We start from the raw sequence: 24,068 nt of genomic DNA on the forward strand, positions 1-24,068 counted from the left end.
ATAAAAAAAACGAAGATGCTTTATACGTGCATCTTCGTTTTTTCACTTTTACTCGCGATCCATAAGTAATGGTACCCCATCTCACCTTTCACTCCATACTACGAAAAAGATGCTCCAGGGTTGTAATTCATGTTTATCTTTGTACTGATTTTCACCATCCATCAGCTCTCTATAAATAGGGAGATAAACACTACTGTTTCCCTTTCTTCGCATATTCTATATGAACTTACGATAATTTATTTTTGAATTCTTTTAACTCTTCCATGAATCTATGAAATTCTGGAATATCCATTTGCTGTGCTGAGTCAGATAATGCAACAGCTGGGTCTGGATGTACTTCTGCCATTACTGCATCTGCTCCAATTGCTAACGCTGCTTTTGCAGTCGGTAATAATAAATCTCTGCGTCCTGTTGAATGTGTTACATCCACAACAACTGGCAAATGTGTTTCTTTTTTCAAAATTGGTACTGCTGAAATATCTAACGTATTACGAGTTGCTTTTTCGTATGTGCGAATGCCGCGTTCACATAAAATAATTTGATCATTACCTTGTGCAATAATGTATTCAGCTGCATGCATGAACTCATCAATTGTCGCTGCTAAACCTCTTTTTAGCAATACAGGTTTATTCACTTTTCCTACAGCTCTTAATAAGTCAAAGTTTTGCATATTTCGTGCCCCAACTTGAATGACATCAACGTAATCAAGAGCCATTTCCACATCGTTCGGATTTAAAATTTCACTAATAATCGCTAAATCAAACTCATCAGCCACTTGTCGTAAAATTTGTAATCCTTCTACCCCTAAACCTTGGAAATCATATGGTGATGTTCTCGGTTTGAACGCTCCCCCGCGCATTAATTTTAATCCTTGCTCTTTTATCGCTTGCGCAACTTGACGAACTTGCTCTAAACTTTCTACCGCACAAGGTCCCATAATGAATGATTGTGTTCCACTACCTAATCGCTCACCTTTTACATCCACAATTGTATTTTCTTGTTTTTTCTTACGGGAAACAAGAAGCGCTTTACGGTTATCGTCCTCTTGAAGCTCTAAGCTTGCTTTGAAAATCGTTTTGAAAATGTGTTGAACCGTCGATGTCTCAAATGGCCCTTCATTACGCTCCGCAATCATATCTAGTACTTCGCGCTCGCGAACGGGATCAAAGCGCTTCGTTCCTTGCAGTTGCTTTTGTGCACCAATTTTTTGAACAATTCTACCTCTTTCATTTAAAAGCTTTAATAGCTGTAAATTAATTTCATCCACCTGTTTACGTAATTGTTCTAATTCATGATTTGCCATTTTCATATCCTCCTCAAATGTGTAAAAGTATAGTAAGAGAAATAAAATTCCTTATTTTCTGAATCCATAAACTAAATCGTTATCATATGAAATCGATACCGCCTTTTCTGTGTACAAAAAAGCCCTACTGATCTCTTCAGTAGGGACGATATTTATCGCGGTACCACCCTAGTTGCAGACTAACTTCGTCTACCTCTCTTCACTGTTAACGATCAATCGACCGTCTTTCCCTTCATAAAGATGTTTCTCTTTACTACAAAAAAGATGCTCCAGGACTGTAATTCGCACTTGTTTTTGTACTGGTTCACACCACCCACCAGCTCTCTGTTACAGGGAAACAACTACTACTATTATTCCTTTCATTGCATTTCCTATTCCTTTTTCAAGTTGGGCCACAAAAATACAAAAAGTCCCTACTGATCCAATCAGTAGGGACGATATTTATCGCGGTACCACCCTAGTTGTAGACTAACTTCGTCTACCTCTCTTCACTGTTAACGATCAAATGACCGCCTTTTCTTCATAAAGATATATCACTCTATTCCGAAAAAGGTGCTCCAAGACTGTAATTCATGATAACCCCTGTACTGATTCACACCAACCATCAGCTCTCTGTTACAGGAAGATTCTCACTACTGTGATCTCTTCATTGCACGTTATTTATTCAAATGTTTTCGAAATTAAATAAGTATGATTCGTATTATAGAACTCTTTTTTGAATACTGTCAATAACTTTTTATCTATTTTTTTAAAATTCCACTTTCCACTTATGATTCTTGCTGAAAATTTGTTACTACAATGCCAATTCGAATCATTTCGTTTTGAATTGCGGTCAATATGTCATCATCTACATGACAAGTCTCTAACATTTCTTTCATTTGTATCATTTCATTTTCAATGGAGCTAGCGTCTTGCACAATTTGTAACAAAATAAAAAATAGTTTCGCATATGCTTGTACATGAGCTATGACCTTTTCTTTTCTCGTTAAAATCGTCAACAGTAATTGTTTCATTTCCGCCTCTGAACAATGTTCGATCGGAATTGGAAAGCAGTTCAAAATGGTGTACACCCCTTTTTCTGCTACTTCATCCATATAGAAAACAAAACGCAATAACATTACGTATTCTCGTCCAGTGATCAAACTCATTTTCGGGCGTTCTTTTAAAAATGTAGCTAACCACGAATCCCAAAATTTTTGTTTCTCTCGCGCGCTCAATGTTTTTACATAATAGCACAAGTGTTTCAGAAACTTTATTTTGTCATGCTCTTTTTCTTCTATAAATATCATATAAACCCAGTCTGTTCTCTGCCCCCAGTACAACACACACTTAATACATACAAAGCTTAACCATTTTAAAAAGACTTGTTTTGTATGTGGATGCAATAACTCTAAGTGCTCAACTGCATATTTAATATATTTTTTTATCTCTGTAAATAACGGCAAATTAATTTGTGTATAGCATAGCCCTGCCCATGCATATTTCACTGCTTTATGTTCTCTATTTAATTTAAGATAAGGAAGCACATACTTTCTGCACCATTGTTTTTCAATGTGAAACAAAAATGTAACATCAGCCGTTAAACGCGCTAACATAAAATGCGTTCTCTCAGAAGCAACCTTAATTTGCTCTTCAAATAAAAATAAATATTCATGTATATTGCGATCGTATAAATGGTCGTATGCTAATAATTTCAATAAAACTGACGTCATTTTTCCGACTGGATGCTGGATTGATTCATTATAAAAATCAAGCTCTCCTACTTTAAAACTGCTCTCTCCTTTCATGATATGCGGGAATAAAGAAAATGCAAATCGCTTCACTGCCCGAATCTGATTTTCTTGAAAGTCTTCTAGTCGATTACTAATCTCATATAAGAAGCTACTAATCAACCAATAAAATGCGGGATTTCGTACAAACTGTTGCAATAGTGGAATAATCTTTTGAATCTGCTCATTTGTCAACTTTCGATTATTCCTCCATTCCCTAATGCAAACAAACCATATCTCATCACTTACTCTCTGCTCTCCTATAAGCTGGTAGGCAAGTGCAATACTCCAATCTACATTCAACTTACAAGCCTTTGATAACATCTCTAAAAAATGACGTTGTTCAAATGAATCATCATTTGAAAATAACAAAATTTGTTTCTTGATTTCATGACCTTTCAATTTTAATAACCCGTCAGCTGTTACGTCACATATAATGTTTGGCGCTCTTACTTCTTCTTTTTTCTCACCGTATTGATTCGAAGTAAAATGCGGATGCGTCCGTTTCATTATGCGATAGGCTCTGGCAGTACTCGTACTGTTTGCATCACATGTGTACAGTAAATCTAACACAAGGCACGCATCAAAGAACCTTTCATTTTCAAGATGTTTCATCACTTCTTGAATGACTTCCTTCTTCGTTTTTTCTAATGCATTTTGATAGTGTTTTTTTAGAAATTGAAACACTTCATGCTTATATGTAAAATCAAAAATAAGTTGTTGTTTTCGCAACCACATTAATTTTTCATCAGCTGTTACAAATGTATTTTCACTCATTGCTTCAATCGCAATTTTCTTTTGTAATATACTATCTGTGTCGATCATTTGTGCGATATAATATGCTGCTTTCTCTTTATTATGCTCACATAAATAGGCGAGACATTCTTTCATAATTCGGATTAGAAAAGTAAAATCTTTTGGTTGTAAATCGTGTTCTGAAAATTCCATTGTATGATAAAGAACACCATCTCTTTTTTGTAAAGCTGTTTGTCTTAGCGATAACATTTGTAACTTTTCCAGTCCCATAACTAAAATAGGACCTGCAAAATAGGAAATATGTGGTTTCATTTTTTCTTCCCAAATGCGTTGTACATGTGAAAACACCGATACTGGTAGGCAGCTTGATTCCTCTAACTCAACAGAATCCTGCATATCATCTTCCCATCGCTTTACTCGTTTCAACTTAATTTTCCCGTCTAAAATAAACGTTAATAATAAAACGCTAATTTCTTTATGCTCTGGAAACGAACATTTCTGCAATAGATAGGAAATCTTTTCTATCGACTGACTATTATTCTCAGCTGTCTCTAATAAAAGTAGCGTCCATTTTGCAAATAATATTGGATCCACCGGTTTTTTTGTTTCTTTTAAATAGGTGCAAATGCTCTTCCAAAGTAGCGGTGATATTTTAGAATGATTTTTAAAAATGAGTTGAAATAGTTCTTTTTGATGGCTAACAAGAAATTGTTCAACAAGCCACGCAGCAAGTAATTCATCCACTTCATCGTAATGGGAAGTCATGCGAAATAAATTTTGCAGCTTTCCCTCTGCTTCTAGCCATTCCACCCACCCATAATCACGTGCAAATTCCACAAAGTATCTAAGCATTTCAATTTTTTTAATCGCTTGTTTAATATAAGATAATTGTTCTTGTTCAACAGATGGTGGAACTGTTACAATATCGCGAATACGCATTCTTTTTGTAATATAATTATCTCCCATTAATTCCGCCCATCGTTTTACTGCTCTAACAAGTGCTTGATGGTTATTTGCTTTATTCGGATAGACAATCGGCTTTACTCCCAAATGTTCCCAATGATACGTATTATCCCCGTGTGCAACAAAAGCATAGCGCCTTGTACTAGGCGGTAAACCTGTCGCTAAATATTTCATAACCGGATCATTATGGCTATATCCAATAAACAAAACTGTGTAATTCGAGAATAAATCAACTAAAAAACGACGCGCCCATCCTTCTGTCAAATAAGCCCTTCCAAAATCACCATCTGTTAAAATTAAATTTTCTTTTTCTTGCTCCACATTTCCGTGTATATATGCTAATCCTTTAAACGCTCTTCCCGTCGGCAAAGCAGGCGCATAGTAAATATTAAAATCCCGGTCACTCTCTCGCATAGCAGTAGTAAAATGCTGGTCGAAGTTCGTTGTTACAATTCGCACATCCGTATCTTTCGGAAAAAGTCTTGGAATCGCATAATGTAGCGGATTCGGTTTCGATCCTTCCACGTTTACGAGATCTTTCGCAATTTGATGAACATCTTTCGTCTTTGCAATTTTACCAAGATAGTAATCGTGCGGTTCTGTTATTTCACGTTTTTCAACGTATAAAGCCTTCGCAATTTCATCAACTAAATCATCAAAATTTGGTAAGTTTGATTTTCCTTTCATAGAAACTCCCGCTCCGACAAACAATACGAGCTTCCCTTGTTCAAGATGATCAAATAACTCCTCTGGAATTTCTACTTCTGAAGTAATCCACATTCGGATTCCCTCCTTACCTAAAAATGTCATAACTCCTCAGTTTACTATAACATTTTTCTTATGATATTTCTCAATATTTAGTCAAATTACTGGCATGAAAAAATGCAAATCTCTCGCCTCAATATCGCTATAGCATGTATGAAGTTATTGCGTTAGAGAAAAACTATGTAGAAACGGGAGGTGTACACGTTGAGTGATATTGCTTTAGTGCTCATAAAATTTATATCTTGTATCATTGCTTTTGCAATCGGACTTGCTTTGTTTTTTCCGGCCACACTCGTTCAAATTATTTCCTTTAGTTTATTTGTAACGATTGTTTCATACGTATTTGTAGATAAAATAATCTTAGAACGCATTGGTCGATCCGCAGCTATTATGACGGATTTCCTGTTAACTTATTTAAGTGTATGGATTTTTGGAAACATTTTGTTAGATCATTACATGCAAATTGCATGGGGAAGCATTCTTTCTGCTTTAGTCTTTACTTTATGTGAAGTCATTGTTCAGCGCTTTTCCCATGCTTACGAACGGCATAACAGTGATAACATCCATCTTAACCGCCGCTTCTCATACGAAACAGAATTTGCGGAAGAACAAAATCCATTAGACAAAAACAAGAAAAAATAAACAAAAAGACGTCATCATTTAAAATGACGTCCTTTTTGTACACGATTTACTGATTTTGATAATACTCATCGAACACGGATTTCGGTACCATTCCACCGCCTGTTGCCCACATCATATGTGTCGAACGATTCATCTTACCTTCTAATTTATGTTTCTTCACATAATTTTCTTGTCGATACAATTGCACTGGACCATAGACTGCTGCTAATGCAGACGGTTCTAAGCGTATATTCTCCGTGTCTACCATTGCCTTTAATAATTCATAAAGTTGTTGATCTTCAACTGTATAGCAACCACTAAGAAGCGGCTCCATAATCTTTCCAACAAAACCAGATGCCCTTCCAACCGCAAGACCATCTGCTTCTGTTACATTATCAATCTCAAAATCTTGAACTGCAATTTCATCATGAAGCCCTGTCACTAAACCGAGCAACATGCATGGTGAATGTGTTGGTTCTGCAAAGAAACAATGTACAGCATCACCAAATAGTAATTTCAAGCCAAAAGCGACTCCTCCAGGTCCTCCGCCAACACCACATGGCAAATAGACAAATAAAGGATGGTCTTTATCTACTCTAATATTCTTATCTTCAAGCTGCTGCTTTACCCTGGAAGCCGCAACTGCATAACCTAAAAATAAATGTTTCGAGTTCTCATCATCAATAAAATAACAATGAGGATCTTGCTCTGCTTGTTTTCTCCCCTCTTCTACTGCTTTACTATAATCAGATTCATATTCGACAACCGTTACCCCTTTATTACGAAGCAGTTCTTTTTTCCATTCCTTTGCATCAGCTGACATATGTACTGTTACTTGAAAACCTAACTTCGCACTCATAATACCGATACTTAGTCCTAAATTACCTGTTGATCCAACCGCAATGGAATATTGAGAAAAGAATTCTCGAAACCTATCGCTATCTAACTTTGCATAATGATCTTCTTCACAAAGCAAATTGTGCTCTATCGCCAACTTCTCTGCATGCTGCAACACTTCATAAATACCGCCGCGCGCTTTTATCGATCCGGAAATCGGTAAATTGTTATCACATTTTAATAAAAACCTACCTGGCATTTCCTGCGCAAAGGCATCCTCTAAATATTGCTTCATATGCATCGTTTCAACAAGAGGAGATTCGATAATTCCATCCATCTCTTTTGTTTCTGGAAACACTTTCGCAATATACGGCGCAAAACGAAGCAAACGTGCCTCTGCTTCTTTCACATCTTCCGTCGTTAAAACAAAATCCTGTCTCGCTTTTTCATAGGAACTATAATTGGGATTTTCCCAAAACACTTCACTTGTTTCGATTAACTGCTGTAAAATCGGATTCTCCTCAGTCCACTTTCTTATTGTTTTTCCTTTTATCATTTTTTCCCACATACCATTTCCTCCCCTAAATGCCTCTATTTTACGATTCATTAACATTGAAATCTGCATATTATTAACACCAAGTAAGTCCTTTCAATCGAAATACTATGTAGTAATAAACAGCAATACTCTACATGAAGTTTCACTACAACATGCTTGATATTACGTTTGACATCCATCTCTTTTAGAGCGCTTTCATCCCTGCTCGATTCATCATTATACAAAGAACGTTTCGGATTGTCATCCTACAAAAAAGACCCTGTAAAACAGGATCAAAACAACCTTTAACACCTCTTACTGTTATTTCATATTAAGACTTTTCCATAATGGCAAAATAATTCCCTTCATCGTCAGCAAAATTAAAAGCCTTGCCCGTAGGCATATTTACAATTTCGCCAACCGCCACCTTTTTATCAACAAGTTGTTTATGTAACTGCTCAATATTTTCTGTAAAAAACAGCATAGAAGGTGTATTCAAGTTTAATTCTGGCTGCATTTTCGCAATAAATTCTTTATTATGTAACACAATACTTGTTTCAGCTTCCTTCGTTGGCGCAATTTCGATCCATCTAAATCCCTTACCGTTATCTTCTTCAGCAATTAGATGAAAGCCCATCTTTTCCGTCCAAAATTGTACAGCTTCATCTTGATCCTTTACATATAACATAATTTGACCAACTTTATGAATCATCATCTTCTCTCCTTTTCTAGTCACATAGTTATATTTAGTATATAAGAACATTCATTCCCTTTAAAATATTTTTTGAAATGATTTTATGCTCCCTACCCAAAACCTTCTCAATCTATCACCCTTTTTATTGTAACCGATTTATTTAGACAAAACATGCCATGAAAACCGAAAAAATAATCTAACATAATTTTATTATGTAAACAAAATGAAATTATGCTTAACGCCAATTTCTTTTATTTATTCTATTAATCCATTTTTTACACTTTCAGACATTTGCTTTGCGACATGCGTATGAAAAATACATATCGCAAATTCTTTTGGAATTTTTTCTACGATTTCTGCAAGGAGAGCTACTCTATCTCCTTCTATCAGTTTCACTGATATGAACGAAACTTTCAAGTCCTTCCCCATATTTCGGGTTAAAACAATATTTTAAGCAACTCAAAGTAGAGGGTACAAAATTTGGTGTTCCCTCTAGAAAACTTTATACGGAAAGGCGCGCATGATAACCTTACGGGTAAGCGCCAACTTCCTTTAGGAATTTGGCAGCTCGGCGTATGAATCATGCCCGCAGAGGCTCCATGTCAAGTTTTTTAAGGTCTTTACACGATTTCCAGGTTTTTAGGGAGCTATCACTGCGCAATCTACTCCTAAGCTGAAAAGTAAGCGGTAAATCCCATAGCCAGTTGGATCAGCCTCATAGCATGCTTTTAGGTGTTCAACGGCACCTAATTTTTTTATCAGCTTTCTTAGAGATTCAGGTGTATGAGGGATCATTCCTAAATATCTAGGTTCTTCTCTTCCTTCATCCGCGATAGCAACAGCAATTTTTTCCTTTGAAACGTCTAAACCTACGTATTTTGTGGTATCCTTCATAATAAACTAGCTCCTTTCGTAATGTAGCTCTGATTTGGTTTGTTTTTTATAGTTATTCAGTGTAACCAAATTAACCTACGAAATTACGGGTAAGGAGCTAGTTTCGTTCACGATAACTTCTTTCTTTTCTAAAAAACTAGCCACTATTTTAAAAGGTTCTATACCGCTCAGATAAGCATAAATGGCGACTAATTTTGTTTCCATGGGTTATTTAACCATAAGAAAACTGCCTTTCTATTCCACTACGTTCAGATAAAACTTTTAAATCATATACAAGGGCCGCTTTATTATCTTTCTTTATATCCCACTACGTTCAGATAAAACCTTTTTTGGTCTCGCAGCTTTCCACATCATGAATTTCTTTATATCCCACTACGTTCAGATAAAACGTATTTACCACGTACAGTGCTGCGTGTATTTAATGTCTTTATATCCCACTACGTTCAGATAAAACCCTTAAAGCTACAGCGAACGTTAAGCGGTCATTGACTTTATATCCCACTACGTTCAGATAAAACCCCTATAAAAAAACACTATAATCCCTTTTAAATCAAGGAACACATTACATTAAGACTTCCAAATCTTGCAGCGGATGTTGAGTCGTGTTTCAAAAGTATTTTCAAAAATACGCTCCATCCTTTAACAGACAAGAGGTTGGCAGTTTACTCGCTAAAAAACGATGCACTGCAAACTTCTCACTAATAAGAAAAAAACTACTCCTAATATATTATAAAATCGTGTTTAGAGAAATAGCTCTTCGTAACTTTTCTCAATACCAAATACCTTTTTCTTTATATTACGTGGATTATTTACTTCATATAAGTAAATAGAATCCTCACTCGATATTATAATCTGATCTAATTCAGCTAAGCATTTTAAGAGTTGTGTCCTAGATAATTCTCCTTCAAAAACAGAGTTTTGCGTCCAAGTTAAATACTGTTTTAATTTCTTGCACGCTTTTCCTACTCTTTTTTCTCCAATATCATAAGTAATTATAACAAACATTTTTTTACCACCACGCTTTTAAAGGTTTATACAATTCATCACCAATCATATGTTTAATGAGTTTATAACACTCTAAACGTATAAAATATTTGTAAGACACTTTTCGTTTCAAACGACGATGCATCACCGTCTGTCCCAGTTTTCCTTCCCATGCCTGCAAAAACTTTTTTCGTCCTTGTTCATTTAATAATACCATCTCATCAAGACTCTCAAAATGCTTTAAGCTAATCATTTTCTTATTAACAAGTGTAAAGATTAGTGGATCCACAATAAGCGGCTTAAAAATTTCTGCAATGTCAAGACTTAACGAATAACGCTTTGATGATGGTTCATGTAAGTAACTAATTGTTGGATTTAATTGCGTTTTGTAAATTTCTGATAAAACTGTTGTATAGCATAAACTATTCCCAAATGAAATCAATGCATTGATCTCATCTTGAGGTGGTTTCTTAGAACGCTTATAAAACGAAAATTCAGGTGTAAAATATAATTAAACATAGAATAATACTGTTGTCGAATAAGTCCTTCAACACCCATGAGCTGCTGGATTGTGCTAGCTTGTGATATTTGTGGAGTTAATCGTATGATTTCTCCTAGCATTTCAGCGGTTATTTGTTTATATCCTCTTAAAGTTCTAAGCATATGAAATACAGCTGAAGAGACAAAGGCTTTGGCAAGTATTAATCGTTTGTCTGTATCTAAATAGTGAGCACTTTGCTGCACCAATGTAAAGCCTGATAAATTACTTTCGCGTGGTGTAAAACTACCGCTATAAAAACCATAATAGTTGAAAAAATGCACATGAATTTGATGTTGATTTAAAAAATTTAATAATTTCGTATTGAAATCCACCTGTCCAAATACATATAAATTATCAATTTGTGCAATCGGTAGTGATCTCTTCTTTTCCTCCTCATTAATAAAATAAAATGTATTGTCTTTCCTTTTCATTCTTCCGTTTGAAAAAATATAGAAATCTCTCAGCATCCTTCTCCCTCCCCAGAAAAACAAAAATCATAATATGCACACGATGAGCAATACTTTTTCTTTTCCAGTTTTGGAGGTTTATCACTCAATATAATGGCTTGAATACGTTTTTGAATATTTTCTAATTCTTGTTGATTAGCTTCTGTTAAATGAACTTCTTCTGTCCTTTTTTCTTTCTTATAACTTAATAACCCTTTCTTTGTAACTCCTCGTTTCTTCAATTCTGCTAAATAATAAAGTAATTGCCAACGATCCGCTTCTTGCATTTTGCTGGTTAACTTAATTTCGCGAATATATTCCCCTTCAATTTCGTCGATCTTACCTACACCGTCAATATCCAATTCACGGTGTTCCATACGTTGATATGTAGAGTCGTGAAGAATTTTCCCTTCTATCACCCGCTCACTTTCTTTTTCTAATTGAATTTGATGCACAAATAACCAAAGTTTACGATGACAAACAAAATAGTAATGAATGTAAGTCCCTTTCACCTTACCACCTCATTTTAAATTTGTTATGTAACATCCCACTCCGGTTCAATAAACTTATAAAATCAAATAAAATTATCTAGTTCCTGATCTAGTAATACACCTGTACCTGTTTTACTTTTCTCATCAAAATCGTACTGTAGTTCTAAAATTTTAATCCATGGTAGCAAGTTATATTTTTTTCCGTTACTTTGTATACGTTCATGAGGTATTCTAGATGTTTTCCCTCTGACTCTATTTTTCCGCAAACTAACTGTTAACTTTGCAATTTCACGATACAATCTTGCTCGTTCTTCTTTATTCACTATTTTAAGCTGTTCAAATAAATGCTCGTTTTCATCATAAATATTTCTAGGAATTACAAGTTCAGCCTGAATATCGCGAAGTAACTTTTGAGCATCCTTCGAAGATAATGTATAATCCTCAAATGTTTGCAATTGCTCTAGAGCATCGTCGAATGTTTTAAGAAATTCCGTTCCTTTTAAATTTTCCCTGCTATACAATTGAGACACAAGTTCAATCTTTTGAGATTCAAGTAATATTTTTCGATTAAAGGGTCGTAAAATATCTAATGATTTCATTAGAATTTCTTCATCATATACATATTTCACACCACTCATATCAACTGCATATATAAACACATTTGGCTCTTGATGCATCATATATTGTCTTCTTCGATAACAACGTCCAAATCGCTGACATAAGCTATCTAATGTTGCAGCTTCAGTAAATAAAACATCAAAATCAATATCGATAGATGCTTCGACAAGCTGTGTTGTGATCCAAATTCCAGTTGCTTCTTTATTTTCATCAAAGAGAAGTAATTCTTTTTCAATTAGAGTTCTATGTTTTTGAATATACATAGAATGAAAGACATGAACATTGTCACTATATTCCTTGATTTTGTTATACAACTCCATTGCACGTTTTACTGTATTAGCGATAACCAATATTTTTTTTTGCTTCCCTAAATCTACAATTTTCTCAAAATCATCTACTATTGGCTTTTCTACAACCTCAATACAATGTCGTATAACGCAATCATCTATAAATGTATCTACTCGAAATCCATCGCTAGAGATAATGTCGCTCTCATTCAAGGTTTCTAAATAGATGCTAGGAAGTGTCGCTGTCATGAGTAGAAATTTCCCACCTACTAGATAAATCATTTCTAACGCACGAACCAATACAGCTGCAATTTTCGGATCATATGCTTGAATTTCATCAATGACAACCGAAGAATATGCCATTGTTGCAAGTTCTTTTTCGTAACCACGATAAAGAAACGGGAATTTCAATATTTGATCAATCGTAGTAAACAGCAATTTACTTGAAAAATGCTTAGATTGTTCTGCAATTACTTCCCAGTCTTCTTCAAGATTCTCTGTTAAATAATCCATTGATGATGAATGCAACAAACCAACATTTTTATAGTTCATTTTTTCATACACTCTATGAAATAGTGCATTAATACTAACCCTTAACGGTAGTGTGAAGAATGTTTTGCTGTCACTAGCCCAAAGAAGAGCAGCTTCCGTTTTCCCCATACCCGTTTGTGCTACAATGATTAAATTTTCTTTACGATGTTTATGTGCATGTTTTTGTAAATCGCGATATACTTCTTCAACTGGCACTCTCTTTTTCTCTGCAATTTTTTGAAATCCAGCATCCACAAGTTTCTTAAAATCTTGTTTTGCATCAATTTCAATATCTACATGAGCAGAAGCTGCATGATCAATACGATGAAGCAAACCTTTCAGAATAACATAATCTACATAATTTTCTTTATTATCACTATACTTAATTCGCCTATGTAGTTGAGCTAAAATACGATTAAATTTCTTTTCTAAATTTGCGCCATTAATATTTAAATGTTTATTAATTTCATCCATTTTCGGCCAAAGGTCCTGCCAAAGAGCTTGTCTAATTAATGTATCATTAGGTTCGATATCCCGTTCATGATGATATGCAATTGCTTGAATAAGGGCTTGATAGTCTTTTTTCGGTAATGAAAAAATCGATTCTGGCAATAAGAAAGGAGATAAATAGTTGTGTGGAACTTCTAAATTCCTTTGCAACTTTACTCCTTCTCCAAGAGCACGCCTTATGTTTAATTGAAATGGCTCATGAGCTTTACCAGCATCATGATAATCAACAGCATAAAGAAGTAACTCCCAAATACGTTCATCAAAATAATGACCATATGATTCTTTTAACTTTTTATAGCGTGAGCGTAATTCATCTGTATGTTCGCGTAATGTTTCTTTCGGATTAGATTTCGCTAAAAACATCATCATCACCTCAAAAATAAGTTCGTATTCTTCAAAAAGAATACGAACCCTTTTTATTCATTCCAAAGAACGATATGCTCTCCATCTGTATGAAATAATTTCCCATCTTCAAAATGAGGATTATTTCCATTCACATAAAGAGAAGGAATCTTATTCCATTCTCTTATTCCATTCACAATCTTATATGTCCAATTTAAACGATATGGAATGCCCGCAGGAAAATCCGTTTTATAATAATATTTCGGAACATATATGGCATATTTCGAATACCACTCATCACACTCTTCTAATTCTACAAATGTTACTTCATCTACTCGTACTAAATCCTCATGACGACCAAGAGACAAGTGCTGGTTCAATTCAATAAAGTGTTGGTAAATACGTTCTAGTAACGCTTCTTCCCCAGCAATATGAATAACAAGCTCCACATTAAAAAGCATATGTGTATATAAAGGCATGGAAGTCATATGTTCTTGTTCTGGTACCTCCATTGCTAGCCCATCAAAAATAATAGGCATAGAAACGGATTTCTTTTTCACCATATAACTTTTTCTATAATCTATTAGCTTTGTTTCATAGTTTCCTTGTATTGAAAAACGTAAAGGTAACAGTTCATTTGCTTGTAATAGTTGATGGATCATTCCTTTAACCGTGGAATACGGAGGTAGTGGATATGTTTCCGCTACCTTGTTTGCAAATGGCTTTGTATAGCAAGCTGTTTCTTGAAAAAGTTTTAATCGAATTACCTTCATACTAACACCTTATAAAATTGTTCTACTTCATTCATTACATGCTGATAAAACTCTTCTACGGATACAGTGTCTGTAAGTTGAGAAATCTCCTCTTCATTTGCAAATACTCCATCAACTAAACCAATTTTTGTACAAGTACGTACATCATGACCTAATACTGTTTGTCCTAATACCGATGCTAATGACTTCACATTCAATAAATTCGAATCAAAGTTTTGCAAAGAAATTCGGCCTAAGAAAAACGGATTTGCAATTGGATACACACCGCCAATCACAAATAATGGAGATAAATTTTCTTGCCGCCCACGAATTTCACGATTTAAATACTTCGTAAGCTCAATTAATTGTTTAACTCGATTTACTTTTTCGTCTACTGGTAATTCGATTTCTCCATCTACCCCAACTTTTGATAAATCCACTGTTAATGTGTAAGTATATAAACTTTCATGCTGTTCTAATGTAGCTAAGTTGGGATTCTCCTGAATACGTGAAGCTAATCCCATGTTATTTAAAAATTCTAAATCACTACGATATGGTTCTAATGAGACCGCATGACTTAATCGTACTACAGCTGAACGCTTATCTGCCCCTGCTTTCGCTTTTGTTTTCATATATCCAAATAAATCCATTTCAACAGAATCAGCAATTGTACAATCATCTTTAAATTGAACAACACCTTTGCTTTTATCAACAACATTTAAGTTCCAGTTAAACAATTGATTACCTAAGCGTACAATATCATAACGAATCGCTTGACGAGAGGCGAAAGAATAAACCTCTCCATTCCCACGATGGAACTTTTTTAACTCAGAAATATTCGCTGTGCCTTCCCCATAATTTAAAGAGCTTGCCTTAAATATGATTGTTAATGTTAAAGCTTTATTATTCATTTATCTTCTCCTCCTCTTTTGAAATTAGCCCTGCAATAAACGAATCCCCAATAGAAGCAAAATCAATATTTGATTCGTCTAATATATTCATAAACACTCTTGGGAACGGTTTTTCTACAGACATATATAACCGCATTACTGTATCTAAAAACATCTTCTTATCATTCGATCGAATTGCATTTAATAATCGGTAAGCAACAGATCGTATTTTCCCTTCTTCTACTATGTTTTTTATTGCTACCCCCTCATAAAAAGCACTCCAGATTCTGTTCTTACTAGTTTTCAAATCTGTATTCATTTTCCCCTCTCCTTTTACAAAGAACAAATAGTAACACCGTAATAAACAGGCATAAACAATTTCATTTGCTAATTTCTGTTCTTGCAACTTCTTGCGCAAAGCATTATGAATGATATGCTTTGAATCTTGATAGCGTAAAAATGCATGAACAATTTGATTCCTAAGTACGTAATTTAATCTACTAAACCATTTCGTACAATTTTTTTCTTTAAAGAATGAACATAATCCTGGGGTTAAATGTAGGTATTGCAAATCTGTTTTTTTTGCATTATATTCCGAAGAGTATTCTAAAATTAAATAACTATCTCCAGTGTGCTGTGCCTTCGTTTTCTGCTCAGCAATTAAATCAAAAATAATTTCATCAAATGCTTTATCTTTACTTCGCCCTATTTCATATGTTTCATTTGCATAAATAACTTGTTCAAATCGTCCTTCTCGCTGAACAAATAAAGATTTCCCTCCAATAATCGAAGCTCCAGCAGGTGCACAAAATAAAATTAATTTTGCCAATTTGCTTACTGGAATGGTTAATGTTCCATTGGCATTCCAGTAAAAGTTAAGCGCTTTCGAAGCACTCATAGATAAAGGAGAAAAATGCAACTCAGAATACTGTTCAAATGCCCACTGCGAGTCAAAAAAACTACAACAATTTATTTCATTAGATACATAATCTTTTATTTGCTGAATTGTCATCTTTTTAAACTTCGTTTTTAATTTTTTTGCCATTTCATGTGTACTTATTTCAAGATATTTCATAATTTCATCTGAATCTTCAGCTCTTGCAATCATTTGTTGCAACTCTAAATCAGCAAGTAAACTTTCAATATAATCTTTTCTAAAAATTTCTTTTTGTTCTTCAATATCTTTCGATGTATGTGATACATTTAAAAAACTAACTTGTCCAAAATATGTACCTAAAACAGTTGCTTTAAAATAATTTAATGTTAATTTTTCATTAATATTCGGTTCCGATAAAGCTTGGATATACTCTTCAATCCATTTATCCATTTCTGGATTATATGTCTTTTGATTCCGAATTAAAGTAGCATATTCTACTAATCTTTTTTTATGCGAAGAATCCTCAAATTTCTTTTCAACTTTTTCAATAGCCGTTTTTTTTATCGTTTCATCAAGACTCTTTTTAGCCGCTTGCATCCGCCGTTTCGCTTCTTTGCTTCCCTTTGATTCACTTTCTGCTCTAAACTTCAAAAAAGTTCTCCTAATATTTTGTTCATCACGCTTAGCTACACTAAATCGATCCAAAAAGTAGTCAAAATAATAGTGTTCAAAGTTTCTTAAATGTTCAGGGTTAAACAAAATCCCCTCATCAGTCGTTTTCACTTTTATACCCGCATGCTTCAAAATTCGATAATATCCAACTAACCCTTGAGTTATTGTCCATTCCTCTGCCGCTAAAGGAATCTCTTCCGTTACAAATATCATTATACCACCTCCACAGCACCGAATCCTTGACTAGATCTAAAGCCTAATCCAATTTCCGAAAGTATTTTCAAATCTTCCACAGCACCTTGTAAGGAAAAAATCCCATGATAGCCCGTAAAAAATAGCGTATCATGATCACTATGAATTTTCTCCTTGACCACTACTTTTTTCATATTCTTACTTGTAAAAATAAGTGGTTGTTTTAGTCCATACCCACGAAATTCTTTCAGAACTGTGTCAGAAATATAGTTTAATTCTTTTTCAAACTTATCATCATCTATGAAAATTGGCTTGGCGTGTTTATCACGGATTAATAGAGGGGATAGTGTTTTAAAATACACATGATTTTGATTAATATCCGCACTATTTACCATTTGTACCTTCATTCGTTTTAGACTAAAGCCTTTATATCGAAAGTCGTTCATTTTCATAAGCCCATTGTAAAAGTGCAACATAAATTGAGCATCTGGAGAAGTTATTGTAAGACCAACATATCCTTTAATATGAAACTCTGTTGCATTAAGTTTATAATCATGTATATATACGCCGTAAGAGAATGGTCGATTCGCTTTACTTTCTTGGTATATCTGTTGAAAATATGCAGCATCGGATAACTTCAAAGCTTCTTTAATAAAACTCACCATCATCATTCTATATGAAATCGGAAACCGATTCGTTTGTAATTTAATATGTAACCTCATATGCTATCCTCCTTCATTGTATTTGATTTTATTATACCGCCCAATATATTCTATATAAGTGCTTTTTGGTTAACAATTTGTGAATATGCAAAATCCCCTTAGAAGGGTTATAGCCATGAACTTAAGAAAGTGAGCAAAATAATTAAATTACACACCAATTAAGGAATTTATCAGGTATATATATCGATTAAAACACAAACATAGAACTCGACTATCTTATATCGTTTGAAATAGAATGAACGATATAAACGCTTGATGCATCAAAAAAATGAAAAAATACCAAATCTGTGAGCAGAGTAACTCTATTAGTTACCAACACTTCGACAGAAAAACTGCCAGCTACAAAGGGAGGCACTGAAAAAGTCCACTTCATAATAATAAAAAGGCGCCCGCCATCTACTATGTAGGTAAAAGCCCCCCTTGTATCCTTAACATTTCGATAAAATGCGTGTTATTTTTCAAAACCACCATTTTTCAGTATCCTCTCACAGAAGTGTATGCTTTTTATTCATTACGACAGCAAATAGAACTTCTATTTAAAATAAATTTATACTCCTTGCGTTTATGTTTATTTGCAAGCGTTACACCTATCAACTACAAAGACCTTTATGAGAGACACAAGGAAAAAATGAGTAAGTTGAAATATGCTTATATGGTGCAAATCTATCAAAAAAATATACACCGCAACTTTTTTGTACTTCCCCCCCCTGTTTTAGTGCTTAGCAACCTCTTTCAAGCTATCAGTAAACAAAACATAGAAAAATCAGCGAATCGGCTTCAAATAGCGCCATAAAATATATATCATAGGAAGTTCTATTTGAATATACCCAAAATCCAGGATTGCATTCAAAGATTACAAAAAAGTGTCCCGATACTTTTTTAGGGGAAGCACTTCTCTAAAGTTGATAGCTATGCCCTAGAAGGACTATTATCATCTGAAGCTTTTTATCTTATCCACTACGTTCAGATAAAACTTTCTAACAATGTCCAAAAACCATTGAATACATTGGATTTATATCCCACTACGTTCAGATAAAACTGGGACAAACATGCTACTTTCTTGAACGCTCAGTCAACTTTATATCCCACTACGTTCAGATAAAACAGGATTTCACGGAGCGATTGCAAAGAAAAACATCCCCTTTATATCCCACTACGTTCAGATAAAACCCGTGTTGGTGGCGTTGGTGGTGCATTGCAAACCGTCTTTATATCCCACTACGTTCAGATAAAACCACTGAAATTAGTGTCGTCTAAAACAGAGACGTTTCCCTTTATATCCCACTACGTTCAGATAAAACTGAACCATTTTTCAATAATCAATATTCCTTTCTTAAGCTTTATATCCCACTACGTTCAGATAAAACTCGTGCGACCAAGCGGAAATGGTAGCGCACGGATCACTTTATATCCCACTACGTTCAGATAAAACACGCGCGTAGTGTAGAAGACTTTGCACGCGGTATCGTGCTTTATATCCCACTACGTTCAGATAAAACCCTATAAAAAATCACCATAATTCTCTTTAAAATCAATACATTTATTATATAATACACTGAAAGTTTTGCAGCACACTGTTAGTTTTGTTTCATATGCATTTTCAAAAATAAAGTCTATCCCTTGAAACATAAGGGTTTTGACTCCTTTCTTTCAAAAATTGATATGCTGCAAAATGAGTATTGGTATAGGTACACTCTTATTTTCTAATATAATACAAAACTACATTTAAGAAAAGAATTCTTTAATCATTAAAAAAAGGGCTAAATCGCCCCCTTTTCATCCACATTATGATTGCTGATAAGCCGATTTCGTTGCTTTCACATAATAAACAGCATGTTCAGCATTTAAAATATGTTCTGGCTTTGGTTTTCCGCGATTTGCACGATGACCAGCCAAATGTTCTTCGCTTGTCTCCCAATTTTTCCATGCTTCTTCAGATTCCCAGCGAATCATAATAACGACTTCTTCGTCTCCTCTTCTTACCTTTTTCACAAGAACGTTTAAATCAATAAAACCTTCAAATTTTTCAATCATGCCTTCTCCAGAAAAACGCTGCACAACAAGATCTGAAGTACCTTCTTTTACTGTAAGTGTCTTTGTTTCAATAAACATACATCCCACTCCCTTAATTTCCAAATCACTTTCATATTCTTCTATTATAATTGATTTTGATAATTATTTTCAATTAAAATATTTCATTTGATTTTTGCTGAGTGAATTCATTAAAAAAGGTAAAGTATGGAAGCAGGATTTCTTAAATACATAAATTTAAGAATTGCAAACAAAAAGTAGCTCTTTTTGTTTGCAATACGTGTTTCCCTAATCAGTGTTGCCACCCCTAAAGGGCACTAATGTTAAATAAATCAAAGACACATACTTCCTTTTTCGCATGATATGGGAACTAATCACATATCATTTATAACTGTATCCAAGAAAAGAAAGGGGATTTTTAAATGAGAAAGGCGATTTTAATATTTATTGTCGCTATTTTTATCATTGGAATCGTTCATATTGCTGTAACTCCAATAAATTATAAGTCATATACAATCGAGGCCCTTTGGTTTGCAAGTGCCGGTTGTACACTCATCTTCCTTGCTTTTTTAAACTATGTTCTTATTAGCATCAAACAAAGACAAACAAGATTTTTTGTCATTTGTCATACAGCAAATATTTTATGTACTATTTTGGTTGCTTTCATTCTTACGATTGCATTCGCTCCTCACATAATCCTTTTGTTTGTTTTATTAGTTTCTAAAACTTTACTTGTCATTGGATTTCAATTCTCTTCAAAATCTTAAGAATGTCCATAAATTACGGCATGCTTAAGGTAGGAAACGATAAGAATATAAATAAAGATTCTATTTTTAGTGCGTGTTTAATTAGCAAATTTCTAACAGGAATTCTTGTTTTTGGGTGAGAGAGCTAGCTGGGGGTTTTGGGGCTAGCTCCTAGAAACCGAAACTGTTCTTTCCACTTTAATTGCTGAAAAAAATGATATCGTAACCATTCTATATCCCACTGTAAATAGTAATATTCTTACCATTCTTCAAATTTAGTATGATAGCGTTTGTTCCGTTCTACAATATGATCATCTATATGAAATATATAAAATGATGCACCCTTTTGTTTTAACTTTTGTTCAAGCTGCTTCACCAAAGTTGTTTTCCCTAAGCGACTTAATCCATCTATTCCTAAAACAAATCGTTTACCTATATTCTCATCAATCACTTTTAATACTTGATTGAAAGACATGATCTTTTCTCCCAATCTTCTGCTAATAAGGAATAGATGATGGTATCATACTCTACATTATTTTGAATCATATATTTCCGAAGCAGTCCTTCTTTTTGAAATCCAATCTTTTTCAATAATTTATGAGAAGCCTCGTTCTCTTTATAGACAACAGCTCCAATTCTGATAAGTTTCATCGTTTGAAAAGCATATGTAACGATTGTCTGTACCGCTTCAGTTGCATATCCTTTTCCCCAATATGCATCATCGAGTTCGTAACCAATTTCGGCTCGCTTATGATTAAGATTAATAAAGTGAAATCCACATGTACCAATGAATCGATTTGTCCCTTTCAGTTCAATTCCCCAGCGCACTTGGCTTCCTTCTTTATATTTTTTGCTAAACATCTGAATCATTCTTTTTACCTGCTCCATATTTCGAATAGCGTCCATACCAAAATAGCGCATGACAGATTCTTTTTGAAAATAATGAAACATATTCTCTGCATCTAATAACGTTAATTCTCTTAGTATAAAACGCTCCGTCTCTAAAGTTGGAAATCCCATTCTTTCTCTCCTTTTCCTCCTGAATTCTATTCAACATATGTGCTATGTTCCTCTTTTAGTAATAAACGTTCTTCATACTTTTTAACGTATAACCATCTTCTCTAACATTCGACAAATTATTTTTAAACACCTTGTTTTCAACAAATGATAGCATAAAAAATAAGACCGATTACTCGGTCTCAAACATATTGGCATAAACAGGAGATTGGACATAACCAATTCATGTTTTATTATATTTTATATTTTCAGATTTTTGAACCTTTTATCACATGATCGATATTGAGAAAATTGTTTAGCCCTTTTTATGTAGTGCGCCCTTTTGAATAAATTTTTCCATTCCGCACATGCTAAAGATGGAGGTGTGCACAAATGGAACCAATGTTATGTCCAAATTGTAAAACAAACCGTACTCGCTTTAATATTCTTGAACAACAAGTCAAACCGGTAAAACTCAACCCACAAACAGGACAAATCGAAGAAGAATATACAAACGAAACATTAAATGTGTTTCATATGTCTTACCAAGGTCCTACATACCGTGTACAATGCGCTGTATGTGGATTAGTTGAAAATCCAGAACAATTTATAAAACCTGCACAAAACAAATTATTTTAACATTAGAAAGCTCGGTTCATATTTCATAGCCGAAAAAGTAATAAAACAAGCTCGTTACTTTTTCGGCTGTTTGTCCATTACTCACTTTTTATCCCCTTATCCCTACCTTCATAATATCACGTACAATGAATCTAATAAAAAACAAGAATCGCTCCTTTCACAATCCTTTCTTCTAAAGTCAATTATAGAAATACTATAGTCAAACCAACACTCTAATTCTCTCTTTTTCACACTATTTTATATTATTTCTTTTTTTAACTTTCTAATTTTCAAAATCAATCGCACAAACATATACATATGTATACAAACTACAAATCCTATGAAACCTTTTATGATAATCGACAATTTGTTTGCAGGAGACTCTAAACAAGAAATAGATATGGCTGGTAGGATCGATAAAAAAATAATTACAAGGTGGTTTAATAGGTCTTTTAATTTTTCAATTCTCGTTTCTGTTTCAGAATAAATATCTGGTAGCTCATTCTTATCCACAACTTCTTTACAAAAATAATGCCATTTTGTAAAACTAGATACATATTTCCAACCGGACATCTCATATATTTCCAAATATTCTCTCTGATTCTTTAAAGATTTTTGAAAATCAAAGTTAAAGTCAGCTTTATACACAACATCTTTCGGTTCTGTTTTCTTAAATGTATACATGAAATGATATTTCTGAAATGCCCAACCTTTTTGATGCATTTCTCTTAAGTATGCCTCTTCCTTTTCTAAGTTCCACGCTGTAAAAAATTTAAAGGTTTTCTTAATTTCCATATTACATCTTCTCCCTTAAAATTTGTTTTCCATTTTGAACAGAGCGTTGTAATCTTTTAAATTCAAGTTCTAATACCTCTCTACCAAATGGAGTTAACATATAACATTTTTTTCTATCTGTAGAATCTACTTCTACGATTAATTTTTCCGTCAATAACTTTGTTATGTTTCCATATAATGTACCAGGCCCAAGCTTAACTTCCCCATCTGTCATTTCTTCCACCATCTGCATAACTCCATACCCATGTATTCGCTTTGCGAATGACAACAAAATATAATAGGTTGCTTCTGTTAATGGAATATATTTTTTTGCTTTCTCATCCACTCTATCTACCTCCATTATATCGCCAACATCTATATCAACAGGCGATATATCGATTAACGATATTATATAATGATTGTATTGAAAATGCAATACACATACTCTTTCTAGGGCTCAACGAAGCAAGGAATTTATTAGTATCCATTTAAAACAAAATCCCCCTCGATTAAGTTCCACTAACTTCACCAAGGGAGGGAAAACATACTTTCCTTATTTGATTGGCTACCCATCATACACGTTACTATTTCACGATGCTGTTAAATACCGATTTGTGTTAACAAAGTTTTACAAGTCATCACATACAGCCATCACTGCTGAGGAAGTTCCTATTCGTCGTTGATTACATTTAGTGAGAGATGCAAGTGTTGTTTTTCCTTCTTTACTATCAATAATAAGAAAACGCCAAAGGTTTGTATGTTTACTGTTTTGTTTTTACTTATTCTATTACATTCCTTATGACGTATTATTGCGTCTTCTCAATTTGAATATAAAAAAGACTATTCCTTATAGAAATAGCCTTTACATTCAGAATAAATCCCCTTACTAGTAGCCAGACTACTGTTAATTT

The 24,068-nt window shown here is 33.9% G+C and carries 19 protein-coding genes, 3 pseudogenes, 1 CRISPR repeat array and 2 other annotated features; of the genes and pseudogenes, 3 read left to right on the plus strand and 19 right to left on the minus strand.

Features of this window, described 5'->3' with window-relative positions:
• Positions 1–226: 226 nt before the first annotated feature.
• Together MR059_RS12160 and MR059_RS12165 are read right to left on the minus strand one after the other, a co-directional pair.
• Positions 227–1,303 (minus strand): bifunctional 3-deoxy-7-phosphoheptulonate synthase/chorismate mutase, encoded by a 1,077-nt coding sequence (locus tag MR059_RS12160; RefSeq protein ID WP_242161774.1) that lies wholly within the window; start codon positions 1,301–1,303, stop codon positions 227–229.
• 138 nt (positions 1,304–1,441) lie between these two features.
• Positions 1,442–1,675: a binding site (T-box leader), on the minus strand.
• 55 nt (positions 1,676–1,730) lie between these two features.
• Positions 1,731–1,962 (minus strand) — a binding site (T-box leader).
• Positions 1,963–2,070: 108 nt separating this feature from the next.
• A complete protein-coding gene (locus MR059_RS12165) occupies positions 2,071–5,601 on the minus strand; it encodes a DUF4020 domain-containing protein (protein ID WP_242161775.1) in 3,531 nt (1,176 codons plus the stop codon).
• A gap of 159 nt (positions 5,602–5,760) precedes the next feature.
• On the opposite strand from MR059_RS12165, the gene MR059_RS12170 reads away from it, so the two are divergent.
• Positions 5,761–6,198: a YndM family protein gene (locus MR059_RS12170; protein ID WP_242161776.1), complete on the plus strand. Its 438-nt coding sequence runs from the start codon at positions 5,761–5,763 to the stop codon at positions 6,196–6,198.
• A 46-nt stretch (positions 6,199–6,244) separates the two neighbouring features.
• On the opposite strand, the gene MR059_RS12175 is transcribed toward MR059_RS12170, so the two are convergent.
• The 13 genes and pseudogenes from MR059_RS12175 to MR059_RS12235 form a co-directional block, all read right to left on the minus strand.
• Positions 6,245–7,582, minus strand: coding sequence for a D-serine ammonia-lyase (locus MR059_RS12175; protein ID WP_242161777.1), 1,338 nt, complete (start codon positions 7,580–7,582; stop codon positions 6,245–6,247).
• Between the two features lie 298 nt (positions 7,583–7,880).
• Positions 7,881–8,261 carry a VOC family protein gene (locus tag MR059_RS12180; RefSeq protein ID WP_179196711.1) on the minus strand — a complete coding sequence of 127 codons (381 nt, stop codon included), beginning with the start codon at positions 8,259–8,261 and terminating at the stop codon, positions 7,881–7,883.
• A 240-nt stretch (positions 8,262–8,501) separates the two neighbouring features.
• Positions 8,502–8,642, minus strand: a pseudogene (locus MR059_RS12185) (DUF2332 family protein); the annotation flags it as partial.
• Positions 8,643–8,882: 240 nt separating this feature from the next.
• On the minus strand, positions 8,883–9,137 hold the full coding sequence (locus tag MR059_RS12190; RefSeq protein WP_242161835.1) for a hypothetical protein: 255 nt from the start codon (positions 9,135–9,137) through the stop codon (positions 8,883–8,885).
• A gap of 741 nt (positions 9,138–9,878) precedes the next feature.
• Positions 9,879–10,142: a CRISPR-associated endonuclease Cas2 gene (gene cas2, locus MR059_RS12195; RefSeq protein ID WP_012094486.1), complete on the minus strand. Its 264-nt coding sequence runs from the start codon at positions 10,140–10,142 to the stop codon at positions 9,879–9,881.
• A gap of 4 nt (positions 10,143–10,146) precedes the next feature.
• Positions 10,147–11,129, minus strand: a pseudogene (gene cas1b, locus MR059_RS12200) (type I-B CRISPR-associated endonuclease Cas1b).
• The gene (gene cas4 / locus MR059_RS12205) at positions 11,123–11,620 is read right to left on the minus strand and encodes a CRISPR-associated protein Cas4 (RefSeq protein ID WP_012094487.1); all 498 of its coding nucleotides are present in this window, start codon (positions 11,618–11,620) and stop codon (positions 11,123–11,125) included. Before cas4 ends, cas1b begins: the two are co-directional and overlap by 7 nt.
• A 62-nt stretch (positions 11,621–11,682) precedes the next feature.
• Positions 11,683–13,908, minus strand: coding sequence for a CRISPR-associated helicase/endonuclease Cas3 (locus MR059_RS12210; protein WP_012094489.1), 2,226 nt, complete (start codon positions 13,906–13,908; stop codon positions 11,683–11,685).
• 53 nt (positions 13,909–13,961) lie between these two features.
• Entirely contained in the window at positions 13,962–14,660 is a 699-nt protein-coding gene (cas5b, locus tag MR059_RS12215) for a type I-B CRISPR-associated protein Cas5b (RefSeq protein WP_012094490.1), read from the minus strand.
• Positions 14,657–15,550, minus strand: coding sequence for a type I-B CRISPR-associated protein Cas7/Cst2/DevR (gene cas7i, locus MR059_RS12220; protein WP_012094491.1), 894 nt, complete (start codon positions 15,548–15,550; stop codon positions 14,657–14,659). The genes cas5b and cas7i overlap by 4 nt, the downstream gene beginning before the upstream one ends.
• Positions 15,543–17,291: a type I-B CRISPR-associated protein Cas8b1/Cst1 gene (gene cas8a1 / locus MR059_RS12225; protein ID WP_012094492.1), complete on the minus strand. Its 1,749-nt coding sequence runs from the start codon at positions 17,289–17,291 to the stop codon at positions 15,543–15,545. Before cas8a1 ends, cas7i begins: the two co-directional genes overlap by 8 nt.
• Complete coding sequence (gene cas6 / locus MR059_RS12230) at positions 17,291–17,992, minus strand: CRISPR-associated endoribonuclease Cas6 (protein ID WP_012094493.1); 702 nt, start codon at positions 17,990–17,992, stop codon at positions 17,291–17,293. Before cas6 ends, cas8a1 begins: the two co-directional genes overlap by 1 nt.
• Before the next feature lie 1,010 nt (positions 17,993–19,002).
• Positions 19,003–19,491: direct repeats of the CRISPR family, unit length 29 nt; unit sequence CTTTATATCCCACTACGTTCAGATAAAAC.
• A gap of 286 nt (positions 19,492–19,777) precedes the next feature.
• Positions 19,778–20,104, minus strand: a complete 327-nt coding sequence (locus MR059_RS12235; RefSeq protein WP_012094494.1) for an antibiotic biosynthesis monooxygenase family protein — start codon at positions 20,102–20,104, stop codon at positions 19,778–19,780.
• Positions 20,105–20,445: 341 nt separating this feature from the next.
• Here MR059_RS12235 and MR059_RS12240 point away from each other — a divergent pair, with 341 nt between their 5' ends.
• On the plus strand, positions 20,446–20,790 hold the full coding sequence (locus MR059_RS12240) for a hypothetical protein (RefSeq protein WP_012094495.1): 345 nt from the start codon (positions 20,446–20,448) through the stop codon (positions 20,788–20,790).
• Between the two features lie 175 nt (positions 20,791–20,965).
• On the opposite strand, the pseudogene MR059_RS12245 reads toward MR059_RS12240, so the two are convergent.
• Positions 20,966–21,244: pseudogene (locus tag MR059_RS12245) on the minus strand (nucleoside/nucleotide kinase family protein); the annotation flags it as partial.
• The gene (locus MR059_RS12250) at positions 21,223–21,789 is read right to left on the minus strand and encodes a GNAT family N-acetyltransferase (protein ID WP_012094497.1); all 567 of its coding nucleotides are present in this window, start codon (positions 21,787–21,789) and stop codon (positions 21,223–21,225) included. The gene MR059_RS12250 and the pseudogene MR059_RS12245, both read right to left, overlap by 22 nt.
• 369 nt (positions 21,790–22,158) lie before the next feature.
• Between MR059_RS12250 and MR059_RS12255 the strand changes: the two genes are divergently transcribed.
• On the plus strand, positions 22,159–22,404 hold the full coding sequence (locus tag MR059_RS12255; RefSeq protein ID WP_012094498.1) for a hypothetical protein: 246 nt from the start codon (positions 22,159–22,161) through the stop codon (positions 22,402–22,404).
• A gap of 237 nt (positions 22,405–22,641) precedes the next feature.
• Here the strand turns inward: MR059_RS12255 and MR059_RS12260 are convergent, their stop codons facing one another.
• Both MR059_RS12260 and MR059_RS12265 read right to left on the minus strand, forming a co-directional pair.
• Complete coding sequence (locus MR059_RS12260; protein WP_012094499.1) at positions 22,642–23,178, minus strand: DUF2812 domain-containing protein; 537 nt, start codon at positions 23,176–23,178, stop codon at positions 22,642–22,644.
• Position 23,179: 1 nt separating this feature from the next.
• The gene (locus MR059_RS12265) at positions 23,180–23,503 is read right to left on the minus strand and encodes a PadR family transcriptional regulator (protein WP_012094500.1); all 324 of its coding nucleotides are present in this window, start codon (positions 23,501–23,503) and stop codon (positions 23,180–23,182) included.
• Positions 23,504–24,068: the final 565 nt, after the last annotated feature.

This window comes from Bacillus cereus group sp. BfR-BA-01522 (genome assembly GCF_022662635.1).
Taxonomy (GTDB): domain Bacteria; phylum Bacillota; class Bacilli; order Bacillales; family Bacillaceae_G; genus Bacillus_A; species Bacillus_A cytotoxicus.